General features: G+C 61.4%; 22 protein-coding genes. 15 read left to right on the forward strand and 7 right to left on the reverse strand.

The genetic code is table 11. The features are described 5' to 3' along the window. Positions 1–67: 67 nt before the first annotated feature. A complete protein-coding gene (locus tag SA339_07805) occupies positions 68–709 on the reverse strand; it encodes a zinc ribbon domain-containing protein (protein MDW5563116.1) in 642 nt (213 codons plus the stop codon). 84 nt (positions 710–793) lie between these two features. Here SA339_07805 and SA339_07810 point away from each other — a divergent pair, with 84 nt between their 5' ends. The 4 genes from SA339_07810 to SA339_07825 all read left to right on the forward strand — a co-directional run bounded on the left by SA339_07810 (position 794) and on the right by SA339_07825 (position 5095). After that, positions 794–1834: an mRNA surveillance protein pelota gene (locus SA339_07810; protein ID MDW5563117.1), complete on the forward strand. Its 1041-nt coding sequence runs from the start codon at positions 794–796 to the stop codon at positions 1832–1834. Positions 1835–2092: 258 nt separating this feature from the next. Continuing rightward, positions 2093–3334 (forward strand): homocitrate synthase, encoded by a 1242-nt coding sequence (nifV, locus tag SA339_07815; protein ID MDW5563118.1) that lies wholly within the window; start codon positions 2093–2095, stop codon positions 3332–3334. A gap of 1 nt (position 3335) precedes the next feature. Then, the gene (locus SA339_07820) at positions 3336–4589 is read left to right on the forward strand and encodes a 3-isopropylmalate dehydratase large subunit (GenBank protein MDW5563119.1); all 1254 of its coding nucleotides are present in this window, start codon (positions 3336–3338) and stop codon (positions 4587–4589) included. Beyond that, the gene (locus SA339_07825) at positions 4586–5095 is read left to right on the forward strand and encodes a 3-isopropylmalate dehydratase small subunit (GenBank protein MDW5563120.1); all 510 of its coding nucleotides are present in this window, start codon (positions 4586–4588) and stop codon (positions 5093–5095) included. The genes SA339_07820 and SA339_07825 overlap by 4 nt, the downstream gene beginning before the upstream one ends. Before the next feature lie 26 nt (positions 5096–5121). Here SA339_07825 and SA339_07830 read toward each other — a convergent pair whose 3' ends face one another. Continuing rightward, positions 5122–6141 carry a phosphate uptake regulator PhoU gene (locus SA339_07830; GenBank protein ID MDW5563121.1) on the reverse strand — a complete coding sequence of 340 codons (1020 nt, stop codon included), beginning with the start codon at positions 6139–6141 and terminating at the stop codon, positions 5122–5124. A 245-nt stretch (positions 6142–6386) separates the two neighbouring features. Between SA339_07830 and SA339_07835 the strand changes: the two genes are divergently transcribed. From SA339_07835 to phoU, 5 genes are all read left to right on the forward strand, one after another. Then, positions 6387–7325, forward strand: coding sequence for a PstS family phosphate ABC transporter substrate-binding protein (locus tag SA339_07835; GenBank protein MDW5563122.1), 939 nt, complete (start codon positions 6387–6389; stop codon positions 7323–7325). A gap of 88 nt (positions 7326–7413) precedes the next feature. Further along, positions 7414–8322 (forward strand): phosphate ABC transporter permease subunit PstC, encoded by a 909-nt coding sequence (gene pstC, locus SA339_07840; GenBank protein ID MDW5563123.1) that lies wholly within the window; start codon positions 7414–7416, stop codon positions 8320–8322. Beyond that, positions 8319–9176 carry a phosphate ABC transporter permease PstA gene (gene pstA / locus SA339_07845; GenBank protein ID MDW5563124.1) on the forward strand — a complete coding sequence of 286 codons (858 nt, stop codon included), beginning with the start codon at positions 8319–8321 and terminating at the stop codon, positions 9174–9176. Before pstC ends, pstA begins: the two co-directional genes overlap by 4 nt. A 3-nt stretch (positions 9177–9179) precedes the next feature. Further along, on the forward strand, positions 9180–9932 hold the full coding sequence (pstB, locus tag SA339_07850) for a phosphate ABC transporter ATP-binding protein PstB (GenBank protein MDW5563125.1): 753 nt from the start codon (positions 9180–9182) through the stop codon (positions 9930–9932). Next, positions 9932–10681, forward strand: a complete 750-nt coding sequence (gene phoU, locus SA339_07855) for a phosphate signaling complex protein PhoU (GenBank protein MDW5563126.1) — start codon at positions 9932–9934, stop codon at positions 10679–10681. Before pstB ends, phoU begins: the two co-directional genes overlap by 1 nt. A gap of 13 nt (positions 10682–10694) precedes the next feature. On the opposite strand, the gene SA339_07860 is transcribed toward phoU, so the two are convergent. The 4 genes from SA339_07860 to SA339_07875 form a co-directional block, all read right to left on the reverse strand. Beyond that, entirely contained in the window at positions 10695–11654 is a 960-nt protein-coding gene (locus SA339_07860) for a hypothetical protein (protein MDW5563127.1), read from the reverse strand. A gap of 47 nt (positions 11655–11701) precedes the next feature. After that, positions 11702–12040: an SdpI family protein gene (locus tag SA339_07865; GenBank protein MDW5563128.1), complete on the reverse strand. Its 339-nt coding sequence runs from the start codon at positions 12038–12040 to the stop codon at positions 11702–11704. A 4-nt stretch (positions 12041–12044) separates the two neighbouring features. Then, positions 12045–13256 carry an isocitrate/isopropylmalate family dehydrogenase gene (locus SA339_07870; GenBank protein ID MDW5563129.1) on the reverse strand — a complete coding sequence of 404 codons (1212 nt, stop codon included), beginning with the start codon at positions 13254–13256 and terminating at the stop codon, positions 12045–12047. Between the two features lie 147 nt (positions 13257–13403). After that, positions 13404–13922, reverse strand: a complete 519-nt coding sequence (locus tag SA339_07875; protein ID MDW5563130.1) for a DUF350 domain-containing protein — start codon at positions 13920–13922, stop codon at positions 13404–13406. 194 nt (positions 13923–14116) lie between these two features. On the opposite strand from SA339_07875, the gene SA339_07880 reads away from it, so the two are divergent. The 6 genes from SA339_07880 to SA339_07905 all read left to right on the forward strand — a co-directional run bounded on the left by SA339_07880 (position 14117) and on the right by SA339_07905 (position 20275). Then, the gene (locus tag SA339_07880) at positions 14117–15397 is read left to right on the forward strand and encodes a hypothetical protein (protein ID MDW5563131.1); all 1281 of its coding nucleotides are present in this window, start codon (positions 14117–14119) and stop codon (positions 15395–15397) included. A gap of 58 nt (positions 15398–15455) precedes the next feature. Then, positions 15456–15797: a zinc ribbon domain-containing protein gene (locus tag SA339_07885; protein ID MDW5563132.1), complete on the forward strand. Its 342-nt coding sequence runs from the start codon at positions 15456–15458 to the stop codon at positions 15795–15797. Beyond that, positions 15794–16459 (forward strand): zinc ribbon domain-containing protein, encoded by a 666-nt coding sequence (locus SA339_07890; protein MDW5563133.1) that lies wholly within the window; start codon positions 15794–15796, stop codon positions 16457–16459. The genes SA339_07885 and SA339_07890 overlap by 4 nt, the downstream gene beginning before the upstream one ends. Before the next feature lie 85 nt (positions 16460–16544). Continuing rightward, the gene (locus SA339_07895) at positions 16545–17813 is read left to right on the forward strand and encodes an MFS transporter (GenBank protein ID MDW5563134.1); all 1269 of its coding nucleotides are present in this window, start codon (positions 16545–16547) and stop codon (positions 17811–17813) included. 119 nt (positions 17814–17932) lie between these two features. After that, a complete protein-coding gene (locus SA339_07900; GenBank protein MDW5563135.1) occupies positions 17933–19864 on the forward strand; it encodes a copper-translocating P-type ATPase in 1932 nt (643 codons plus the stop codon). Between the two features lie 24 nt (positions 19865–19888). Further along, the gene (locus SA339_07905) at positions 19889–20275 is read left to right on the forward strand and encodes a YkgJ family cysteine cluster protein (protein MDW5563136.1); all 387 of its coding nucleotides are present in this window, start codon (positions 19889–19891) and stop codon (positions 20273–20275) included. Here the strand turns inward: SA339_07905 and SA339_07910 are convergent. Then, the gene (locus tag SA339_07910; protein MDW5563137.1) at positions 20266–21213 is read right to left on the reverse strand and encodes an ROK family protein; all 948 of its coding nucleotides are present in this window, start codon (positions 21211–21213) and stop codon (positions 20266–20268) included. The genes SA339_07905 and SA339_07910 overlap by 10 nt on opposite strands. Positions 21214–21320 lie beyond the last annotated feature (107 nt).

The raw sequence follows: 21320 nt of genomic DNA on the forward strand, positions 1-21320 counted from the left end.
GAGCGAGCGCCGATATGTCGGCATCTGGACATATTCAAGAGCAGATTTCTCGCCCCATCGAACGTGGTCAGGGATGTGCTCCGTTCCCCTCGTCCGCAGTGCCGTCAGTGACTATCGCCGTCGACGGCAGACCCCATCGTCGGCCCTTCCACGCCGCCCACACCGTGCCGGCCAGGATGATCGTGAACCCGGCCAGCATCAATGTTTGGTAATTTGTTGAGTACAATCCCCGTGCTATCCAGGAGTTTTCGCCTCCATACATGCTATAGAATATCTGTGGCATGGCACCGAAGATCGCTCCGGCGAGCACAAGGGCGCTTCCAATGAGCATGAGCCCCCTGATCCCCTTGCCCGAAGAGCCAGGAACGTGAAGGCGGGGCCACGCACAAATAACGATTCCCAGCATTCCCAATGGCACCCCGATGGCCAGACCGGGCCACTGGAATCCCTGGCCTGAGACTGGATAGCTTATAGGGAAGATGAAATGGTACATACCTTCGCCCATTCCCCACAAGCTCATCACCGTCAGGAGGATGTAATATGCTGTCGTCAGGATAAGCAAAGTCAACCCGATGGCCATGGTGAACCATCCCACGGCCCCCATCGTTTTGCCGAGCTTGGTCTCTTCGACAAGAGCTTTTCCGCACTGTCCGCAGTACTTGTTCGTCGGCGGGTTGTCCGCGCCGCAGCGAGAGCACTTAATCTCCAATTCCCCGAGAATAAGAATCGTCCTATAATTATATAGAATTCTGGGCAGGACAACTATTATAATCTGTGGTGCATGGTGAGGGCGATGCGAGTCCTCCATCAAGATCGTCAGGCCGGGGAGATCAAAGTCCAGGTCGAGACGCTCGACGACCTGTGGCACCTCTACAACATCATCGTCCCCGGGGACATCGTGATCTCCGTGACCTACCGCCGGGACGAGTCCAAGACTGACAAGCTGAGGGCGGAACGGGGGGAGAAGAAGCGCATGGTCCTGGGTATCCGGACGGAGGACATCGAGTTCCAGGAGTCGGAGAACCGCCTTCGGATCCATGGGGTCATCGTCGAGGGCCCCCAGGACGTAGGCTCGTACCACACCCTCAACCTGGGAGAGGCTGACGTGCTCACCATCCGCAAGGAGGTATGGAACCAGGCGGTGTTGGAGCGAGTCAAGAGGGCGGTGGACGATTCCCGCAAGCCCAAGATCCTATTCGTCTCCCTGGAGAACGATGAGGCGGTCATCGCCCTCGCCCGCCAGTTCGGCATTCAAGAAGTCGCCCGCATCTACGCTCCCTCGTCAGGAAAAATGTACGATCAGAAGGAGGACCGCAGCTTCTACGGGGACGTCATGGAGAAGGTGAGGCAATCTGCCGAACCCGGGGTGCCGCTGATCATCCTCGGCCCGGGCTTCGCCAAGGAGGCGCTGCTGTCATTGGGGAAGGAGAAAGAACCTGACCTGTTCAAAGAGGCGCACATCTATCACACTGGCCAGGCCGGTATGGCTGGCGTCCACGAGCTCATGAAGGCCGGTCTGGGGACCGAGGCCGTCCAGGGCTCGAGAGCGGCGATGGAGACCAAGTTGGTGGAGGATGTCCTCACCGAGATAGCCACGAGTGGGCCGGTGGCCTACGGGCCGGCGGAGGTGGAGCGGGCGGTGTCCATGGGGGCGGTGGAGACCCTGGTGATCCTGGACAGCATCGTTCGGCAGAACCGCTGGGGGGGCCTCATGTCCGCGGTAGAGAACTCCCGGGGGAAGGTGGTGGTGATCAGCGAGCGCTTCGAGGCCGGGAAGAAGCTTGAATCGATCGGTGGGATCGCCGCGCTGCTGCGCTTCAAGCTACCAGGGTGACCAGATAGTCGCAAGAGCGAGTTCGCGATTCGCATCCGAATCCCAAGCGGCCTGTGGCCATGACCTGTTGGCGAAAAAGTTATTTATATAGCTATTATTAGGAGAGCGTCCGGACCCAGGCCCGACAATCAGGTGGGGGCGCCCATATAGTTAGACGAATGAGCTTGTTTCCAAGGGAACAATGTACATGGGCGGTTGTCGTCCGCACCAACGATTCAGATAAATACCGGGTCAGGGCTCGCAGCGATACCCTTGCGCGTGCGTGGCCTAAATGGGCGGGCAGGGAACGACAGGCAGGAAAGTGAACGTATGATGAAGGACAAGCAGGAGGTCTTGGCAAAGCTGGCGAAGAGCAAGCTCATCGTCTGCGACACCACCCTCAGGGACGGTGAGCAGGCGGCGGGGATAGTCTTCGCCAACCTGGAGAAGGTTCGCATCGCCAAGTTGCTGGACGAGATCGGTGTCCAGCAAATCGAGGCGGGGATCCCGGCGATGGGCGGCGACGAGAAGGCCGCCATCAAGCGCATAGCCCACCTGGGACTGAACGCCTCCATACTGGGATGGAATCGGGCTTCCAAGGAGGACATCTCCAACAGCATCGACTGTGATGTCGACTCCGTTGCCATTTCCATGTCCTCATCGGACATCCACATCGAGCACAAGCTCATGAAATCCCGCGAATGGGTACTGGAGCGCATCGTCGAGTCGGTGGAATATGCCAAGGCCCACGGCCTATACATATCAGTCAACGCCGAGGACGCCTCCCGTGCCGATCCCGACTTCATGTTGCAGTTCGCCAAGTCGGCCAAGGATGCCGGGGCGGACCGGGTCAGGTACTGCGACACCCTGGGCATCATGACTCCTTCGGGGATGTACGATGCCATCAAGCGCATCATCGATAACGTTCATATCCCGATAGAGATGCACACCCACAACGATTTCGGCATGGCCACCGCCAACGCCATCGCCGGGGTGCAGGCCGGGGCAACCTTCCTCAGCACCACGGTGATGGGGATCGGGGAACGCACCGGGAACTCCCCGCTGGAGGAGGTCGTCATGGCCTCCAAGCATCTGCTGAACATCGACACCGGCATCGACACCAAGCGGCTGCGGGAGATCGCCGAGTACGTGGCCAGGGCGAGCAGCAGGGAGATCCCGGCGTGGAAGCCCATCGTGGGGCAGAACTGCTTCGCTCACGAGGCCGGCATTCACACCGATGGTGTCATGAAGTTCCTCTCCAACTACGAACCGTACTCTCCCGAGGAGGTGGGCATGTCCCGCAAGATCATCGTCGGTAAGCACTCCGGGAGGAGCACCATAAAGCAGATACTGGCAGCGAGGGGCATCGAGCTCGACGACGCCTCGGCCGCCGCGATCCTGGAGATCGTGAGGGCCACCTCGGTCTCGCTCAAGCGCTCGCTATCCGAGAACGAGCTGCTGTACATATACCAGGATTACCGGGAGGGGGCGAGCCCGACTCCCATGAACAAGGTGAACTAAGATGGGTACTATTTCCGAGAAGATACTATCAGCGCATGCTGGAAAGGAGGTCCACGCCGGTGATATCTGCATCGTCCCGGTGGACTTCATGATGTCCCAGGATGGGACCACTGGTCTGACGATCAAGGCGTTCAAGCAGATGGAGGCGGAGCGTATCGCCAACCCCAAGAAGTACGCCATCGTGATCGATCACAACTCGCCGTCGCCCATGGAGTCCGTCTCCAACATCCACAAGGAGATGCGGGACTTCGCCGAGAAGCAGGGCTCCCTGATCTACGACGTCGGGGAGGGCGTATGCCACCAGTTGCTCCCCGAGCACGGCCATGTGCTTCCAGGAAACGTCGTCATCGGCGGCGATTCGCACACCTGCACCTACGGTGCGTTGAACGTCTTCGCCACTGGCGTGGGGTCCACGGACCTCGCCGCGGCTCTGGTCACCGGGCACATCTGGTTCCGGGTGCCCAACACGATCAAGTTCGTGTACGACGGCACCCTGCCGGCGGGCACCTACTCCAAGGACGTCATCCTTCACATGTGCAAGACCCTGACCGCCCGCGGAGCGACCTACAAGGCACTGGAGATCTACGGTTCGGTCATCGACGCCATGTCCGTGGACGCCAGGATGACCATCTCCAACATGGTCGTTGAGGTTGGCGCCAAGGTCGGCCTCATGGCCTGCGACGGCCGCGTCCGTGACTACGTCCGGCAGAGGACCAACGCCCCCTTCAAGGGCGTGGAGGCCTCCGGTTCAGCCATCTACGACCGGGTCGTCAGGGAGGACCTCTCCGACCTACCACCCCAGATCGCCAAGCCCCACCAGGTCGACAACGTCGTCGACGTCGACCAGGTCGCCGGCACCGAACTGGATCAGGTGTTCATCGGTACCTGCACCAACGGCCGGTTGGAAGACCTGAAGATCGCGTCGGAGATCCTGGCGGGGAAGAAGATCGCCCGCAATCTCCGCCTCATCGTCGCCCCCTCCTCCAGGAACGTCCTGTTGGACGCCATGCGTGAGGGCTACATCGACCGCCTGGTGCGTGCCGGCGCCACCGTCATCGCCCCGTCCTGCGGGCCCTGCGTGGGCACCTGCAACGGCGTCCCCTCCAACGAAGAGGTCGTGCTCTCGACCGCCAACCGCAACTTCAAGGGCCGCATGGGCAACACCAAGGCCGAGATCTACCTGAGCAGCCCGGCCACTGCGGCCTATTCCGCCATGCTGGGCCACATCGCCGACGTCAGGGAGGTGCAGAAATGACCAAGATGAGCGGGAAGGCCCATACCTTCGGGGACAACCTCAACACCGATTACGTCATATCGGGCAAGTACAAGTTCAAGACCCTGGATATGAACGAGCTGGCCAAGCACGTCATGGAGGACATCCGGCCAGGGTTCTATGATGAGATCGAGAAGGGCGACTTCGTGGTGGCGGGGGAGAACCTCGGCGCCGGGTCCTCGCGCGAGCAGGCGCCCCTGGTGCTCAAGGCCGCCGGCATCGGCGCGGTGGTGGCGAAGTCATTCGCCCGCATATTCTACCGCAACTGCATAAACGTCGGTTTGCCGGTGGTCGAGGTGGACACCTCCCAGATCGAGGAGGGGGACGTCCTTGAGGTCGACATCGCCGCCGGAATGGTGAAGAACGTCACCAAGGGCATCATGCTGGAAGCGAAGCCCCTTCCGCCGGTTATGATGAAGATCCTATCCGACGGCGGTCTGGCGGAGCATCTCAAGAAGCACAACGGCTTCGCTCTTGACGAAGAGTAAGCCGCGCCAAACCCCTTCCTGCTTTTTCATCTCTCGCGCATTGCTTCGTTTATGGCCAGCTCAGCGATGTCGGTGGAGTACATCATCGTTCGGACGACGCTGTCGAGGACCGAGGTCTTGGTGGCCGCCCCCTTGCCCGGGAGGCCCTGAAGCTCTGGGATCAGTTGCTCGGCCTGCCGGACCAAGCCTTCGGCGCGATCGATGGTCGCGTTGGACGCGTTGATCTCCCGCAGGAAGTAACACTCGATCGACTCCCTCAACGTATCCAAGGCATCCTTGCTCAGCGCAGCCATTTTCCCCAGCTCTCGCTCGCACTCCTTCTTGTTTTCCACTTCGAGGGCATGCCGGGCGATCTTTTCCGCATGATCGCCGATACGCTCCATCATGCGGGCAACGAGCATCAGGCTCATCGATTCGTAGATATCCACACCGATGCGCTCGGCAAGGCTGCGGTCCGCCTGGATGAGATTGAACTGCTTGACAGTCATCCAATATAGGCGATCTACGTCCTGGTCTCGGTCGATGACGTCCCTGGCCAAGCTGCCGTCGCCCTCGATGAATGCGGTGATGGCGTCACGGTGCATCGAATCGACGATGAGGTGCATCCTGCGCACGCATTTCTTCTGCGGTAGCTCCACGGGGTCGGACAGGTCGTGCATGACCAGTGTGTTCGCGGTCTCCTCGATGACCTCCGGGCCGATGACCAGCCTAGCGAAGTCCTTCACCGCATGCTTGGTGTCAAGGTCCATGCGCTCCTTTGATCGAACCTCGATTATGTTGAAGCCGGCGAGGTAGGCGCCGATGAGCTTCCTGCTGAGATGCTCGGGAGTATCGTCCTTCTCCACCATGACGATCTTCCGTACTGGCTCCCGCTTCTTGCGCTCCTTGGGATCGACGCTCAGCGATCCATCGGCCATCACCTCCAGATTGACCTGATCCCCTGCCTTCAGATTGTTTGATGCCACCCAATCCTTTGGCAGAGAGACCGTTATCGTAGATAGGCCGGTCTTCTGCACCTTCCGTGATTCCACGCTCTTGCTGACCATATTATACCCTGCAAATACTTTTTGAATGTATTGAATATAGAGACTATGTACGAATATGTTAGAACATGTATATCTATATTCTACTTAGCCAACCTACATAGTCGTCCTCCATGCTCGGCCGAATAGAGGCAAGGTAAGGGCATGACAAGCAAGGTTAGCTCGTATCAGACGAGCGTGAATGGACCATCTACTGGTGTTCCCTTCCGAGGGAGATGCCCTAGGCCCAGCCTAGAGAGAGGATTCACATGGAAAAGAAAACGATCATCGTGATCAGCGTGGTCGTGGTCATCATCGTGGCGGCTTTGGGCGCTGTGCTATTGACCAACAAAGGGAGCAGCAATTCTGAGGGGATCAGCGAGAGCGGCTCCACGACCATGGCTGAGGTTGCAGCCCTGTGGGCTACCGAGTTCAAGAACGAAACGGGGATCAAGGTCACCATAGACACTCCCGGTTCCGGCACTGGCATCACCAATTTCATCCAGGGCAAGGCAGATATCGCCCAGTGCTCCCGGGCCATGAAGCAGTCCGAGAAGGACCAGGCTTCGGCCAATAACATCACTGTCACCGAGTGGAAGGTGGCCGTCGATGGGATCGCCATCATCACCAACAAGAACAACCCCGTGACCTCGCTGAGCATCGACCAGCTGAAGGGCATCTACAACGGGACCATCACCAACTGGAACCAGGTAGGTGGGAACGATCAGGCCATCGTCCTCTACGGTCGTGACAGCGCTTCCGGAAGCTACGCTTCGTTCAAGGACATGGTGCTGGGGACCGACAATTACTCGTCGTCCATGCAGCAGTTCAACACCAACGCCCTCATCCTTCCCGAGGTCGAGAACAACGTCGGTGGGATCGGTTATGTCGGTGTCGGCTACGCCAAGGAAGCCAGCGGTCAGCTGAACATCGTGAGCGTCTCCAAGAGCACCGGCGGGACCGCTTACTCTCCGCTGAACCAGGACGCTGTATACGCTGGTAGCGTTAACTCCTCTGCTGGTTACCCGCTCTCCAGGTTCCTGTACCTGTACACCGACGGTGTGCCCGCGAAGGACAGCTCCCAGTACAAGTGGATCAGTTTCGTCCTGGGGACCAAGGGCCAGGGGCTGGTCAACGAGGCCGGCTTCTACGAGCTGCAGTCCTCCGACCTGACCGCGATGCAGAACCAGCTGGCCACTGCCAAGTGAGTTGCCAGGAAGCGAAAAATCCCTTTCCAAACCCCTTCAAAATTTCCCATTCATCACTCATCTCACGATCACATAGGAAGCTGCATAAATGGCCTTTAAAAAAAAGAAATCAAAATTGAGCGTGGACGCCCTCAGGGAAAATGGGGCCAGGGCCCTCCTGTTCGCCTGTGCGTTCGTCTCACTGATAACGCTAGGGCTAGTGTTCATCTTTCTGCTAGGCAACGCCATACCGTTCTTCCAGGCCAACGACCTATGGGCGTTCCTGACCGGGAAGGTGTGGTCGCCGTTCTCCGATTATCCGCTGTACGGCGTGCTTCCCCTGCTCATGGGAACGATTCTGGTCAGCCTGGTCGCTGCCATCATCGCCATACCCATCGGCATCGGATGCACGGTATACCTTTCTGAGATCGCCGATCCGAAGGTCAAGCGCATCCTCAAGCCGGTCATCGAGGTCCTGGCCGGGGTCCCCTCGGTCGTGTACGGGCTGTTCGCGGCCCTCGTGCTCTCCAACTGGATCTTCGACATCTTCCACCCCGTGGCCAGGCTCAACGCCCTGAACGGAGCGCTGATCCTGTCGGTGATGATGATCCCCATCCTGGTGTCGGTGGCCGAGGAGGCCATGAACTCCGTCCCCGGCAGCCTGAGGGAGGCCTCGCTGGCCTTGGGAGCTACCAAATGGGAGACCATTAGGATGGTCGTCATCCCCGCCTCCTTGCCTGGAATTGTCGCAGCGGTCGTCCTGTCAGTGGGCAGGGCGGTGGGGGAGACCATGGCTGTGATCATGGCCACCGGCAGCGCCACCCAGTTCACGATAAGCATCCTTGACTCGGTGCGGCCGATAACCGCTGCTTTGGCCATCGATGTGCCGGAATCCGTGGCTGGCTCCATGCAGTATTACTCCCTGTTCGCAGTGGGCCTCCTGCTGTTCGTCATCACGTTCTCAATCAATCTGCTCGCGGACTTCGTCCTGGCCCGTTACAAGGAGGCATACAATTGAACCGTAGGCTGAAAGAGAGGATAATCTTCAACCTCCTGCGGGGTTGCGCCATCATCGTCGTGCTGATGCTGGTGGTCATCCTGGGCTATGTGGTGGTCAACGGCGCGGGCATGCTGAGCATCGACCTCTTCACCCAAGACCCGGCCCCCAATCGCCATGGGGCGATGGTCAACGGAGGCATCCTTAGCCCCATCGTTGGCACCATCATGCTGATGATGCTCGTTCTCATCATCGCCATACCCATCGGCGTGCTGGGCTCCATCTTCCTGGTCGAGTATTGGGGTGATTCCAAACTGTCCAGGATATGGTGGCTGGTGATCAACAACCTGGCCGGCGTTCCCTCCATAGTATGGGGTCTGCTGGGGGTCGCTCTGCTGGTGTACTACCTGAACTTCGGGCTTAGTCTGATCGCCGCGGGCATAACCCTGAGCTTGCTGGTCCTCCCCATCATCATGGTGTCGACGAAGGAGGCCGTCGAGGCCGTCCCCTCGTCGATATACGAGGCGTCGGTGGCCCTGGGAGCGACCAAGTTCCAGACCATCATCCATCACATCTTGCCCTATTCCGCATCAGGGATCCTGACGGGAACGATCCTGTCCCTATCCCGGGCCGCGGGAGAGACTGCGCCTCTCCTTCTGACCGGAGTGGCGGTCAACGCCTCCATACCCGATGGCCTGTTCTCTAAGTTCCAGGCTCTGCCCTATTACATCTATCTGATGACCCAGACGTCCGACCGCAGTGCGGCCATCCCCATGGCCTATGCCGCTGCTCTGGTGCTGATCCTCATCATAGTGGGAATGAACCTGGTGGCGATAATCCTCAGGAATAATTACAGGAAGAAATACAGGTGGTAAAAAATGTCTGATATCGAGGTCAAGGACCTTAACGTCCATTTCGACAAGCATCATGCGCTGAAGAGCGTGAACATGAGGATCGCGGAGAAGAAGATCACCGCCATCATCGGCCCGTCTGGATGTGGCAAATCCACGTTCATACGGTGCCTGAACCGTATGAACGACCTGATCCCGGTGGCCAAGGTCGAGGGGGAGGTTCTGGTGGGAGGAACGAACATCTATGATCCCTCCGTCGACGTCGTGGACATCCGCAAGCATATCGGAATGGTCTTCCAGAAGCCGAATCCCTTCCCCAAGTCCATCTACGAGAACATAGCCTTCGCCCCCCGCATCCACGGAATCAAGGATAAGAAGGCCCTGGACGCGGTAGTCGAGAGGTCCCTCCGCCGGGCGGCGCTGTGGGAGGAGGTCAAGGACCGGCTGGGCAAGAGCGCCTATGCACTGTCTGGGGGTCAGCAGCAGAGACTGTGCATCGCGCGAACGATGGCCATTGAGCCGGAGATCATCCTGTTCGACGAGCCATGCTCCGCGCTGGACCCCATAGCCACCTCCAAGATCGAGGACCTGTTGATCGACCTCAAGAAGGACTTCACCGTGGTCATTGTGACGCATAACATGCAGCAAGCGGCCAGGGTGGCCGATTCGACGGCCTTTTTCTACCTAGGGGAGCTGATCGAGTACGGCGACACTCACCAGATGTTCGAGAAGCCGGAGAAGGAGCTTACCGAGCAGTATATCACCGGGAGGATGGGATGATGACACCGAGAGCGCATTACAACGAGCAGCTTGAGCTGCTGCACAACGAGGTCCTCAGGATGGGGGACCTGGCCAAGGATATGGTGAAGAAGGGAGTCCAGTCCTTCTTGACCAGCGACGTGGAGCTTAAGAACGAGGTGATCGGCCTGGATCACGAGATCTACAGCCAGGAGATGATCATCGAAAGGCATTGCGTGGAGCTGATCGCGCTGTATCAGCCGGTCGCTTCCGACCTGAGGACGGTGACCACCTGCCTGAAGATCATCACCGACCTCAACCGCATCGGCCGGTACGGCCGGGACATCGCCGAGCTGTCCGACCACCATGATCCCGACAAGAGCTTCCGACGCATCATGACCATTCCGCTGATGGCCGATCTGGCGACGGCAATGGTCGCCGATTCTATCAATTCGTTCGTCACCCTCGACGATAAGGCCGCTCGGGAGCTGTTCACGCGCGATGACGAGGTCGACTCGCTGTGGAACACCATTTTCCGAGAGTCTCTTACCTATATGATCGAAGACCCCCGCAACATCACCACGGGCACACACTTCATCCTCATCGCCAGGTACCTGGAGCGTATCGCCGACCATGCCTGCAACATCGGCGACCGGGTGGTATTTATGGTCACCGGCAGGAGGCTCGACCCCTATGCCCGCAAAGGTCATCCCCCCGGCCCTGATCCTCTGGATCAGGGGAGAACGCTATCTACCGACGGCTACTACTCCATTCCTCTGGAGGAGAAGTGATCCCGAGTCCGACCTATCCCGTCCAACTTCCGTCCAGGTGGATGTTGCCGAGGGTCTGGTTGACCTGTACCCGGAAACGATCCTCGCTCGGATAATTGTGCGATTGGAAGTTCGCGGGGGTCCCGTCGAACCCGCCCAGGTTCACCGCCTGCGGCGTCCCGAGGTCCCACCCGCAGGTCACCTTCGCCGACACCTGGCCGTCGAGGAAGAAACCCAACCGGACCTCTCCCACGGTGTCAGCGACCTTCATGTTGACGGTGCCGTTCATGGGCGCCGATTGATCGAACCGGGCGACGATGGGACCGGACGATTCCATGATGTTGAGGTTGCGGGAGCCCAATACTTCGACGTCGTTCCATGACAGGACCGATCCCCCAGTGGCTGTCTTGATCCGCACATCCCCGGCCAGGACCGTTCCGTTTTCGAAGGATATGACGGCGCCCTTGGCCGTGGAGTTGATCTCCAACCCCTCGATGACCACGCCCCGAGCGGTAGCCAGGGATATACCACCCGTGATCACGCTCAGGTTGAGGCGGGTGCGCAGGTTCTCGTCGATGGCGATGGTGAAGCCAACCTCTTTCAGCGCATAGTTGGGCCACGGAGCATAGGTGTTGAGGGTAACGTTCACCGACTGGACGGTGCCCAGCGGGCCAGTGGAGTTGGTCGAGTTGACATCCACCCGCAGGGGCGACGCCTTACCGAACAGGTTGGACTGCCCCTGGACGTTTGACTCCACCCTCACCGCGTCCCCGTCGAGGGGCATGAATACGATCGCCAGCTCCCCGACCGTGGCCTTGACCTTGAGGTCCAGCCGACCGGAACCGTTGGAGGGCACCGCATCGACCTCGTTGATCGACACCGTCCGAAAATCGATGAGCAGGAGAGGCAGGGAGATGCCGGCGACGACGATGACGATGACCAATATGACCGCCGCCGACAGCTTTACTCTCCCGCCAAGCATAACGAACCCCACTTCGAAAGGTCATCGGGCATAGGGCTAAATAAAGGCCTCGCCGGCCCCTAGGCCTTCCTGGCGTAGAGGACCGAGCGGACCGCAGGGACGAAGACGAGGAGCGGTACCAGGGCGAAGAGCAACAGCATCTCCGTTCGTTCATCCATATCGACGAACGCCCCCACCGCCCCCATGGCCGCGATGATGAGGCCCCAGATCATGAGTTGGCGCCCACCATAGCGGTTTATCTTGTACCATTTCTCCTCCGACTCGAAGGACTGCCGGACCCTGACCCCGTACCAGTGGTTCATGCCCACCTTGCCCCTGATCAGGGGGACGGCGACGGCGAAGAGCAGGAGCCCGACGAGAAGGTCGAGCAGGCCGATGATCAGCCCGGTGGCGTCCACGCCTTCATTCCTTCTTCTGGTAGGCCTGCCACTTCGTTAACAGGGCGGGGTCGTTGACCGTCTCGAGGACATACTGGGCGAATTCCTCACCGGTGGCGCCGTTCGACCGCCCGGTCATGACCTTGCGCTTCTCATACTGGGTGCAGATCTCCAGCGCCATCTCCAGCCTGCGGGCCTTTTCCACGAACCCGATATGGTTCATGAGCATGGCCGCGGCCTTTATCATGGAGGACGGGTCGGCGTACTGGGCGCGGCCCTCGTCCACCATGCGTGGCGCGGAGCCATGAATGGCCTCGAACATCGCGTACCGCTTCCCGATGTTGGCGCTGCCCGCGGTGCCTACGCCTCCCTGGATCTGGGCGGCCTCATCGGTCAGGATGTCGCCGTACAGGTTGGGGAGGATGATGACCCGGAAGTCCTTCCGGCGGTAGGGGTCGATGAGCTTGGCGGTCATGATGTCGATGAACCAGTCGTCCCACTTCACCTGCGGGTAGTCTTTGGCCACCTGCTCCGCGGTCGCCAGGAACTTGCCGTCAGTGGTCTTGACCACATTGGCCTTGGTGACGACGCTGACCTTGTTGATGCCGTTCTTGGCTGCGTAGTCGAAGCCCAGCCGCATGATCCGTTCGCTGCCCTGGGAGGTGGCGACGCAGAAGTCGATGCCCAAGTCGTCGGTGACGTTGACGCCCTTGCTACCGAGGACATAGCTGCCCTCGGTGTTCTCCCTGAAGAACATCCAGTCTACGCCGATCTCGGGGACCTTGACCGGACGGACGTTGGCGAAGAGGTCCAGCTCCCGCCTCATAGCCACGTTGGCGCTCTCGATGTTGGGCCACGGGTCTCCCTTTTTGGGGGTGGTGGTGGGTCCCTTGAGCACCACATGGCATTCCTTGATCTCGGCCAACACATCGTCGGGGATGGCCTTCATGACCTTGACGCGGTTCTCGATGGTGAGCCCCTCGATGGTCCGGATCTCGACCTTGCCGCTCTCGATCTCATCCTTCAACATGGCCTCCATGACCATTCTGGAGGACTCGGAGATATACGGGCCGATGCCATCCCCGCCGCATATGCCGATCTTGATGGTCCTCAGTGCGGAGTAGTCTACCCAGTCCTGTCCGGACTTCATGATCTCGATCCTTCTGAGCTGCTCCTCCAGGATCTTGCCGAAGTGCTCCTTGGCCTTCTCGATAGCCTTCGCGTCAACCATGGTCATTCCCGCCTGTAATCAGGGAACTGATATAAGAGCGATTCCCCGGGCATCTGGATGCCGTCCAGGGTCAGGCCAGGGAGGGACTGGAACGTCGCCAGTCCGCGCGGTGAATGGCGAGGTTGGAGAAAAAAATGAGGAGGGGGAAGGGGTTCACAAGCCGAGGTTCGCGGGGCTCAGGGCATTGGAGATGCCAGAGACCGCGGCGCCGATGACGAAGGATACGGCGAGCAGGACGCCGGCCATGATGACCGCGACGGCCACGTTGCCCTTCTTTAGCTCGGCCATCTCGTCGACGTCCTTGGTGATGCGGTCGAGGACCCTGATGGCCACCCAGATGGCGAACACGGCAGCCAGCAGGCCGATGGCCAGGTTAACCAATCCGAGACCCAGGGCGATGAGCATGTTGTCCATGCCCTGCGCCGACCCCAGGTTGGCGAGCAACGAGCCCACCCCGCTCTGCACGACGTTGGCGATGGAGAATATGACTGCAGCCATGAGGATGCCGACCGCCACGTTGCCCCTCAGTATCTCCTTCCATTCGTCGATGCCCTTGGTGAGCCGGTCGAACATCCTCAGGCCGATGTACACCGAGCCCATGGCCAGAGCGAGGCCGACTATCAGCTGGATTATTGCTGCCACTACACTTATTATCGCTGTATCCAGTGCCATTGTCAAATCCCTTCTGAGAGGTTGAGGCGATGAGCATGATAATGACTATTAAAATATTCAAGATATAATTATCAATTTAAAATTTTAGAAATCTCCGACTGCTGGCATTCCACGTTCGGCCCCCGTCATTATTGGGCCTGATAGCCTTCCCGGCCAACCGAAACGGTTATTCCCGACCCGCCGATTCCATTCACGTGGAAGCAGCGGCTAGGTTCGTACTCACCGATCCCCCGGGAACGGTGACACAAGGTGAGTGCAAGGTCTCGGTGGAGGAGGAGGCCCTGGTGGTGAGGCCGGGACAGGGAGGGGCAAGGAGCATCTCCCTGCGGGACCTCACCGGCATAGAGGCGACCGGTTTCAAGGTCCTGCTGACCAAGTTTGACGGTTCCAAGCTGGAACTGTCCATGCTTGGTCATCGCTATGAGGATACCGTCCGAGAGGTGCACCGAGTTCGCAACGAGCTGATCATGAAGGACCTGCTGATGGGAGAGAAGCTCCGCAAGCAGGGGGTCAAGGGTGAGCTTCGCGGCCCCTTCCGAGGCGCGGAAGGGCCGGTTGAAATTCGTCTCTACGACACTGCCCTGGTCCTCATGCCCGTGCGAGGTCCCTTGACCCGGGTGCGGTACGGCGACATTCGGGGCATCGAGGCCCGCGACTATGTACTCCGGATCGAGATGGAGAGCGGGGAGCAGCTGGGCGTGGGAATGCTGGGTCGGGAGCTGGACCCCCTGTGGAAAGGAATATCCGAGGCCATGGCCGAGCTGGAGGCGAACGTCCAGGCGTTGATCAAAGGACTCTACCCCAGCGCTCCTGGGCAGACTCTCATGGCCGCCTCCCGCCTCCTCAAGGAGGGCAGGGCGGCAAGGCGGTTCGACCTCGAGGGCCTGGACCCCCAGCTCTTCGCCGCCCTGGAGGCTCGCCTCCGCTTCGCAGGGATGGGCGGGGAGTATGACCATCTAACCTCGCTGGGCAAGGGGGACATGGTCCGCATCGGTATCAAGCGCTCTCTGGTGGCCTCGGAGGAGGACTACGTCTGGTTCATGGTGCCCCTGCTGGGCAATGAGGGCAACGCGGTGGCCATGGAGGCGACCACCGGCCCCTCGGGAGGTAGGGCCACCTACTTCTTCCGCGTCTCTTCCCGTGACCGCTATCCGAGCTTGGACGACGGGGCGAGAAGGGAGGAGGCCGAGGCGGCGATGGACGCGATCACCGCTGGCCTGCAGGAGATCAACTTCCGCCGGCAGCCCATCTACCTGAAGGACGAGGACCTTATCGCCCCCCAATGGGCCAGGTACCGTTTCTCCGTGGTCCTCCTGCCCTCGCTGAGGGACCTGCGGGACCGGTTCATCGGCCGGGTGTCCCACACCTCCCAGGAGGAGTGGACCGCCAAGGTCAACGAACTGCTGGCCTTCAACGCGTCGGCCAAGGGGAGCGCAAGGTGGACCTCAGCCCAGGACGAAGCAGAGGAGGACTGAGGAATATGAGAAAATTCATTTATTATTGTGGCATTTTATTGCAGGAGGAGAGAGGAGCATGCCAGGCTACATGAAGCCATGCCGCTATTGCGGAGAGCTGGTGCCGCCCGATTCCAACTCCTGCCCGATATGCGGGAAGTGGAACCCGGTAGACGAGATCCGATGCCCGAAGTGCCGATCGCCGATAAAGGAGGGGTGGAAGGGATGCGCTCATTGCGGCCAGTCATTGACCGTCAGCTGTCCCGCCTGTGGTAAGGACACCTTCTTCGGTGACCACTGCCAGCAGTGCGGGGCCAGGCTCATGGTGAAATGCCAGCAGAGGAAGTGCGGCTTCGAGCAGCCTCCTCTAGGACCAATCTGTTCCAAATGCGGAAAACCGATCTCGGGGGGTAAGAAATGAGCAATATGATAGCGTTCAACGACAACTACTCGGACGACAGCACGGATGCCGGATTCACCTTCACCTTCTTCTGCGACAAGTGCGGTGAAGGATACAAGACCAGGTTCATCGCCTCGAAGACCTATAAAAAGAAAGGGTTCTTCGACAACATCGGGAGGCTCGCCAACGCCGCGGGGTCGCTCGCCGGCAACTACCGGATATCCACCGCCGGCAATGCCGGCAGCGACATCATGAGCTCCAAGTTCGAGGGCCAGTCGCCTGCGTGGCACAAGGAGCACGAAGTCGCTTTCGAGGAGGCCCAGAATGAGGCCAAGGGGCACTTCCACCGCTGCCCGCGCTGCCAGAAGTGGGTGTGCGACAACGACTGGAACGAGGAAGCCTCGCTGTGCGTGGATGATGCTCCGCTGGAGTCGGTGGAGGTGGCCGCGGCCCGGGCCGACAAGATGAAGAAGGACATCGTCCAGAAGGCCGAGCAGACCCAGGTGTTCACCGGCGAGATCGACCAGCGCCAGGCCATGTGCCCGAAGTGCGGAAAGCCGGCGGGCCAGGGTAAGTTCTGCAATAACTGCGGAGCGCCGATGGGAATGCCCAAGTGCTCCCAGTGCGGTGCTCAGAACCCGCCCGGGGCCAGGTTCTGTTCGGAGTGCGGCGGGAAGGTATGAGCGGGGGCCTCGGCCCCTTGTTCCCGGGCCGTGGGACGCAGGGTCGAGGGAAGCGGACGGAGAACCAGTAGCAGGAGCGGGAGCCATGGACGCCGGGGACAGCTGGGCCAGAAGGTTCTTCACCGTGTGGACCGGTCAGGCGTTCTCCCTGATCGGCAGCCAGCTGGTCCAGTTCGCCCTGGTGTGGTGGTTAACGGTGGAGACCGGCTCGGCCATCGTGCTCACCCTGGCCTCGGTCATGGGTATCTTGCCCCAGGTGGTGATCACGCCCTTCGCCGGCGCCTACGTGGACCGTTGGAGTCGCAAGAAGGTGATGATCGCCGCCGATGGTATGATCGCCGCGGTCACCGTCCTGCTTATGCTCTCGTTCGCCCTGGGCACCGTGGACATCGTCCAGATCATGGCCGTGCTCCTGCTCCGGTCCATCTTTTCCGGGTTTCACTGGCCGGCCATGCAGGCCTCCACCTCCCTCATGGTGCCTAAGGCCTACCTGGCCCGGGTCAACGGCCTCAACGAGGCCATACGGGGGGTTGCCTCCATCGCCGCTCCTCCCCTGGGAGCCGTGCTCATCGCCTTCCTCCCGATGTGGGCCGTGCTCTCCTTCGACGTCATCACCGCCACCATCGCCATTCTCGCGGTGGCCGTCGTCAGCATCCCTGAGGTTCACCGTGCCGCCGAAAAGGTCAACGTATCGGTCGTGACCGACCTCAGAGAGGCCCTCAGTTACATCCGGGCATGGCAGGGGGCGGTCTGGCTGATCGTCATCTTCATGCTCATCAACTTTCTCATCAATCCCGCGTTCTCCCTTCTATCCCTGCTCGCCCTTAAGCACTTTGGCGGGGGAGCGATCGAATATGCCGCCCTGGAGTCCGTTGCCGGTCTGGGAATGATCGTCGGGGGTATCACCCTTGGCGTCTGGGGCGGGACCTCGAGGAAGATCGTCACCTGCATGGCGGCCACCGGGACATGTGGTGTGGGGGTCGCCCTGATCGGTCTGCTTCCTCCCGATGGCTACCTCCTGGCGATCCTGGGCTGCCTGCTGATCGGCCTCTCCCTCCCGGTGATCAACGGGACCATCGTGGCGATCATGCAGCGCGGGGTCCCCGCTGGCCTCCAGGGCCGGGTGCTCGCGCTCCTGGGCAGCGGGGTGGCGGCCATGAGCCCTGTGGGCCTCTTGCTGGCTGGCCCGATCTCCGAGAGCGTCGGCATCCAGGCATGGTTCTTGGTCGGAGGCGCGGTCATGATAATCACCGCCTTGGGCTCCATGTTCGTCCCGGTGATAATGCACATAGAAGACCAGGAAGCGGTCGATCAGCTTGAGCACCCCCGCCTTTCCCTGCCCGGGCAGAGATAGGTTCATCGGCCACCCGGTGCAATCGATGATCCATGGATCATCATGGCGGTCATGGTCAAGGAGGCCCACCGGGCAACGACCACGGCAAAGGCGTCATGGTGCCTCGGGGGCACGGGGAAATGGCCAGGAACATGCTGCGGCGGTTCATTGTGTGCGCCGTTCTCACCGTACCTATCCTTGCCCTCACTCCGGAGGTGCAGCATTTGTTCGGTGCGACCTTGGACCTGCCGTTCGAGGGACCCGCCCTGCTCGTGCTGTCGACAGTAGTGTTCGCCTACGGAGGGTGGCCCTTCCTTACTGGCCTGGTGCGGGAGCTGAGGGACCGTCTCCCGGGGATGATGACCCTCATCGGGCTGGCCATCAGCGTGGCGTACCTCTACTCCGCCGCCTCCGTGCTTTTCCTCGGCGGAGCGGTGTTCTTCTGGGAGCTGGCCACCCTGATCGACATCATGCTGCTCGGCCACTACCTGGAGATGCGCTCGGTGCAGGGCGCGTCGAAGGCCCTGGAGGAGCTGGCGCGGGTGCTCCCGGCGGATGCCGAGGTCGTCCGGGATGGCAGGGAGGTGAGGATCAGTGCCGGAGACCTCAGGCCGGACGACATCGTCATCGTACGCCCCGGCTCTAAGATCCCCGCCGACGGTGAGGTGATAGAGGGCGAAAGCGACGTGAACGAATCGCTGCTGACCGGGGAATCCCGCCCGATGGCCAAGGGGCCGGGGGACGAGGTCATCGGCGGGGCCCTTAACGGCGAGGGGGCCCTGAGAGTCAGGGTCACCCGCACCGGGGCTGACGCCTACCTCAGCCAGGTCATCGACCTCGTCCGTCGGGCCCAGGAGAGCCGCTCCCGGAGCCAGGACCTCGCTGATCGGGCCGCGCTCATCCTCACTGTCGTCGCCCTCACTAGCGGCGCGCTCACCCTGGCCGCCTGGTTGGCGGTCGGCGAGGGCGGGGGCTTCGCCGTCGAGCGCGCGGTGACGGTCATGGTCATATGCTGCCCCCACGCTCTGGGCCTGGCGATCCCTCTGGTGGTAGCGACATCCACAGTCCTAGCGGCCCGTTCTGGCTTTCTGGTCCGGGAGAGGAATGCCTTCGAGCGCGCGAGGAACGTGGACACCGTGGTCTTCGACAAGACCGGAACGCTCACCGAGGGCAACTTCAGGGTGTTGGAGATCGCACCCTCTCCAGGCATGAGCGAGGACGAGGCGCTCAGCGTTGCCGCAGCGGTGGAGTCCGGTTCGGAGCACGCCATCGCCCGAGGCATCGTGGCCTCGGCCAGAGAACGGGGGCTCGCAGACAAGGCGGTCAAGGACTTCAAGGCCATTCCCGGGAGGGGGGCGAGGGCGGTCGTCGACGGTGCCGAGCGCATGATGCTGTCCCCCTCGGCGTTGAGGGAGTTCGGCGTGACCAATGACATCCCGGACATCGCTGCCCTTTCTCGGGGCGGGCGAACGGTCGTCCTCCTTGCCGCGGGGAGCAGGGCGCTGGCAGCCTTCGCCCTGGCCGACCGCGTGCGCCCCGAGTCCCGGGAGGCGGTGGCCGAGCTAAAGCGAAGAGGGGTCCGGTCGGTGATGATAACCGGGGACAGCCCCGAGGTGGCGGAGGCGGTGGCCGGCGAGCTGGGGATGGACGGCTACCGAGCCTCCGTGCCCCCGGCCGGCAAGGCTGCGGCCGTACGGGAGATGCGGCGCGAGCACGTGGTGGCAATGGTCGGGGACGGGGTGAACGACGCCCCCGCTCTCGTGGCGGCGGACATCGGGGTCGCCATCGGCGCGGGGACGGACGTGGCGGTAGGTTCGGCGGACATCATACTGGTACGCAGCGATCCCCGGGACGTGCCCCGGGTGATCACCCTCTCCCGCCGGACCTACTCCAAGATGGTGCAGAACCTCGTCTACGCCACCGGGTACAATGCCGTAGCCATACCGCTGGCCGCCGGCATTTTGGCCTCACAGGGGGTGGTGCTCACCCCGGCCGCGGGGGCGGCCCTGATGAGCATATCGACCATCGTGGTGGCGATCAATGCCCGCCTGCTCCGCGCCGATCACCATTAAGCCAAGGACGGGCGTAGGGGTGTCATGCGTTGCTCCCACTGTCAGAAGTGCTGTCAGGACACCATAATGGAGCTCAGCGAGGCGGACATGGCTCGCCTGGAGCGTCGGGGATACCGCCGCTCGGAGTTCTCCTACGTGGGGGTAGACGGCATTCCCCGCCTCCGCAACGTGGGTGTGTGGTGCTTCTTTTACGATCCGGAGAGGAAGCGCTGCCGCGAGTACCAAGCCCGGCCCCTGGGGTGTGCACTGTACCCGGTCAACGTCGACCAGGACGGAGAGGTCCTCATCGATGCTCTGTGCCCTGAAGCTCGCAGCATAGACGGTCGCGAGCTTCAGCTCAAAGGCCGGAGGCTGAAGATGCTGCTGGCCACCATCGACGCGGAAGCCTCCCGGCGTCGGAATCAACCGTAGATCTCCAAGGCCAGGGTCGCTGCCCCTACCACTCCGGCCAGGTCGCCCAGGGTGGACGGTTCCACGGTCAACCCGTCGGCCGCCGGCCGGAGGCACTGGGTCTTCGCCCCCTGCATCACCATGTCAAAGAGGCCGGGGAATCCGAAGAGGACCGTTCCGCCCAGCACGACCTTCTTCGGGTTCAATGAGTTGATTACGCTGGCCACCGACGACGACAGCGCCGCGGCCATCTCGTCGCGGACCCTCAGGGCGAAGGGGTCTCCCCGCTCCGCGGCGGTCGCCACCATCGGACAGCCGATGACCTCCGGGTACCCGGCGCACATCATGGGAAGCATATCCCCACCGGTGCCCTCTGCCACCGCCCTCCGCACCCGCTTCTCGACGCTGGCGCCTCCGGCGTAAGCTTCCACGCACCCCCGGCGACCGCAGGTACAATCGGCACCGTCCAACTGCACCGAGATGTGGCCGAAGTGGCCCCCGCAACCGGTGGCACCCTCGAGCAGACGGCCATCGACGACCGCCCCGCCCCCGATGCCTGTGCCCACGAAAAGGCAGACCAGGTCGTCGACCCCCCGCCCGGCCCCGTGCTTCCACTCGCCGACGGTGGCCATCACTACATCGTTGCGCAGAACCACTGGAGCTCCTACGGCCTCGGCGAGCATGTTCTGGAACGGGATGTCCGGCCAGAACAGGTTGGGCCCGCAGCGCACCAACCCTCGCCCGGTGTCGACCTGACCAGCGATCCCCACCCCGACCGGCGCCTGCATCCCGAGGTCCAGCCGCATGATCATCTCCCGGACCTGGTCCAGGACCCCCTGCGGCCCCCCGGGGACATCGGTGCGCTCCCTGAGAATCTCCGTTGGTCGGCCCCCCTCGACCCGAGCCGCCCGCACGTTGCTGCGGCCGATATCGATGCCGATCGAAAACCTCTCCCGCATACATCTATCATGGCCAGGGAGGTTCAAGAGCCTATGCCCTCGCGGACTTGAGGCCGTAGCCCACGCACCGGACCTCGGCCCGACCCAAGGGCCTCATTATTGATGGA

It is taken from the genome of Methanomassiliicoccus sp., from assembly GCA_033485155.1.
Classification (GTDB): Archaea; Thermoplasmatota; Thermoplasmata; order Methanomassiliicoccales; family Methanomassiliicoccaceae; genus UBA6.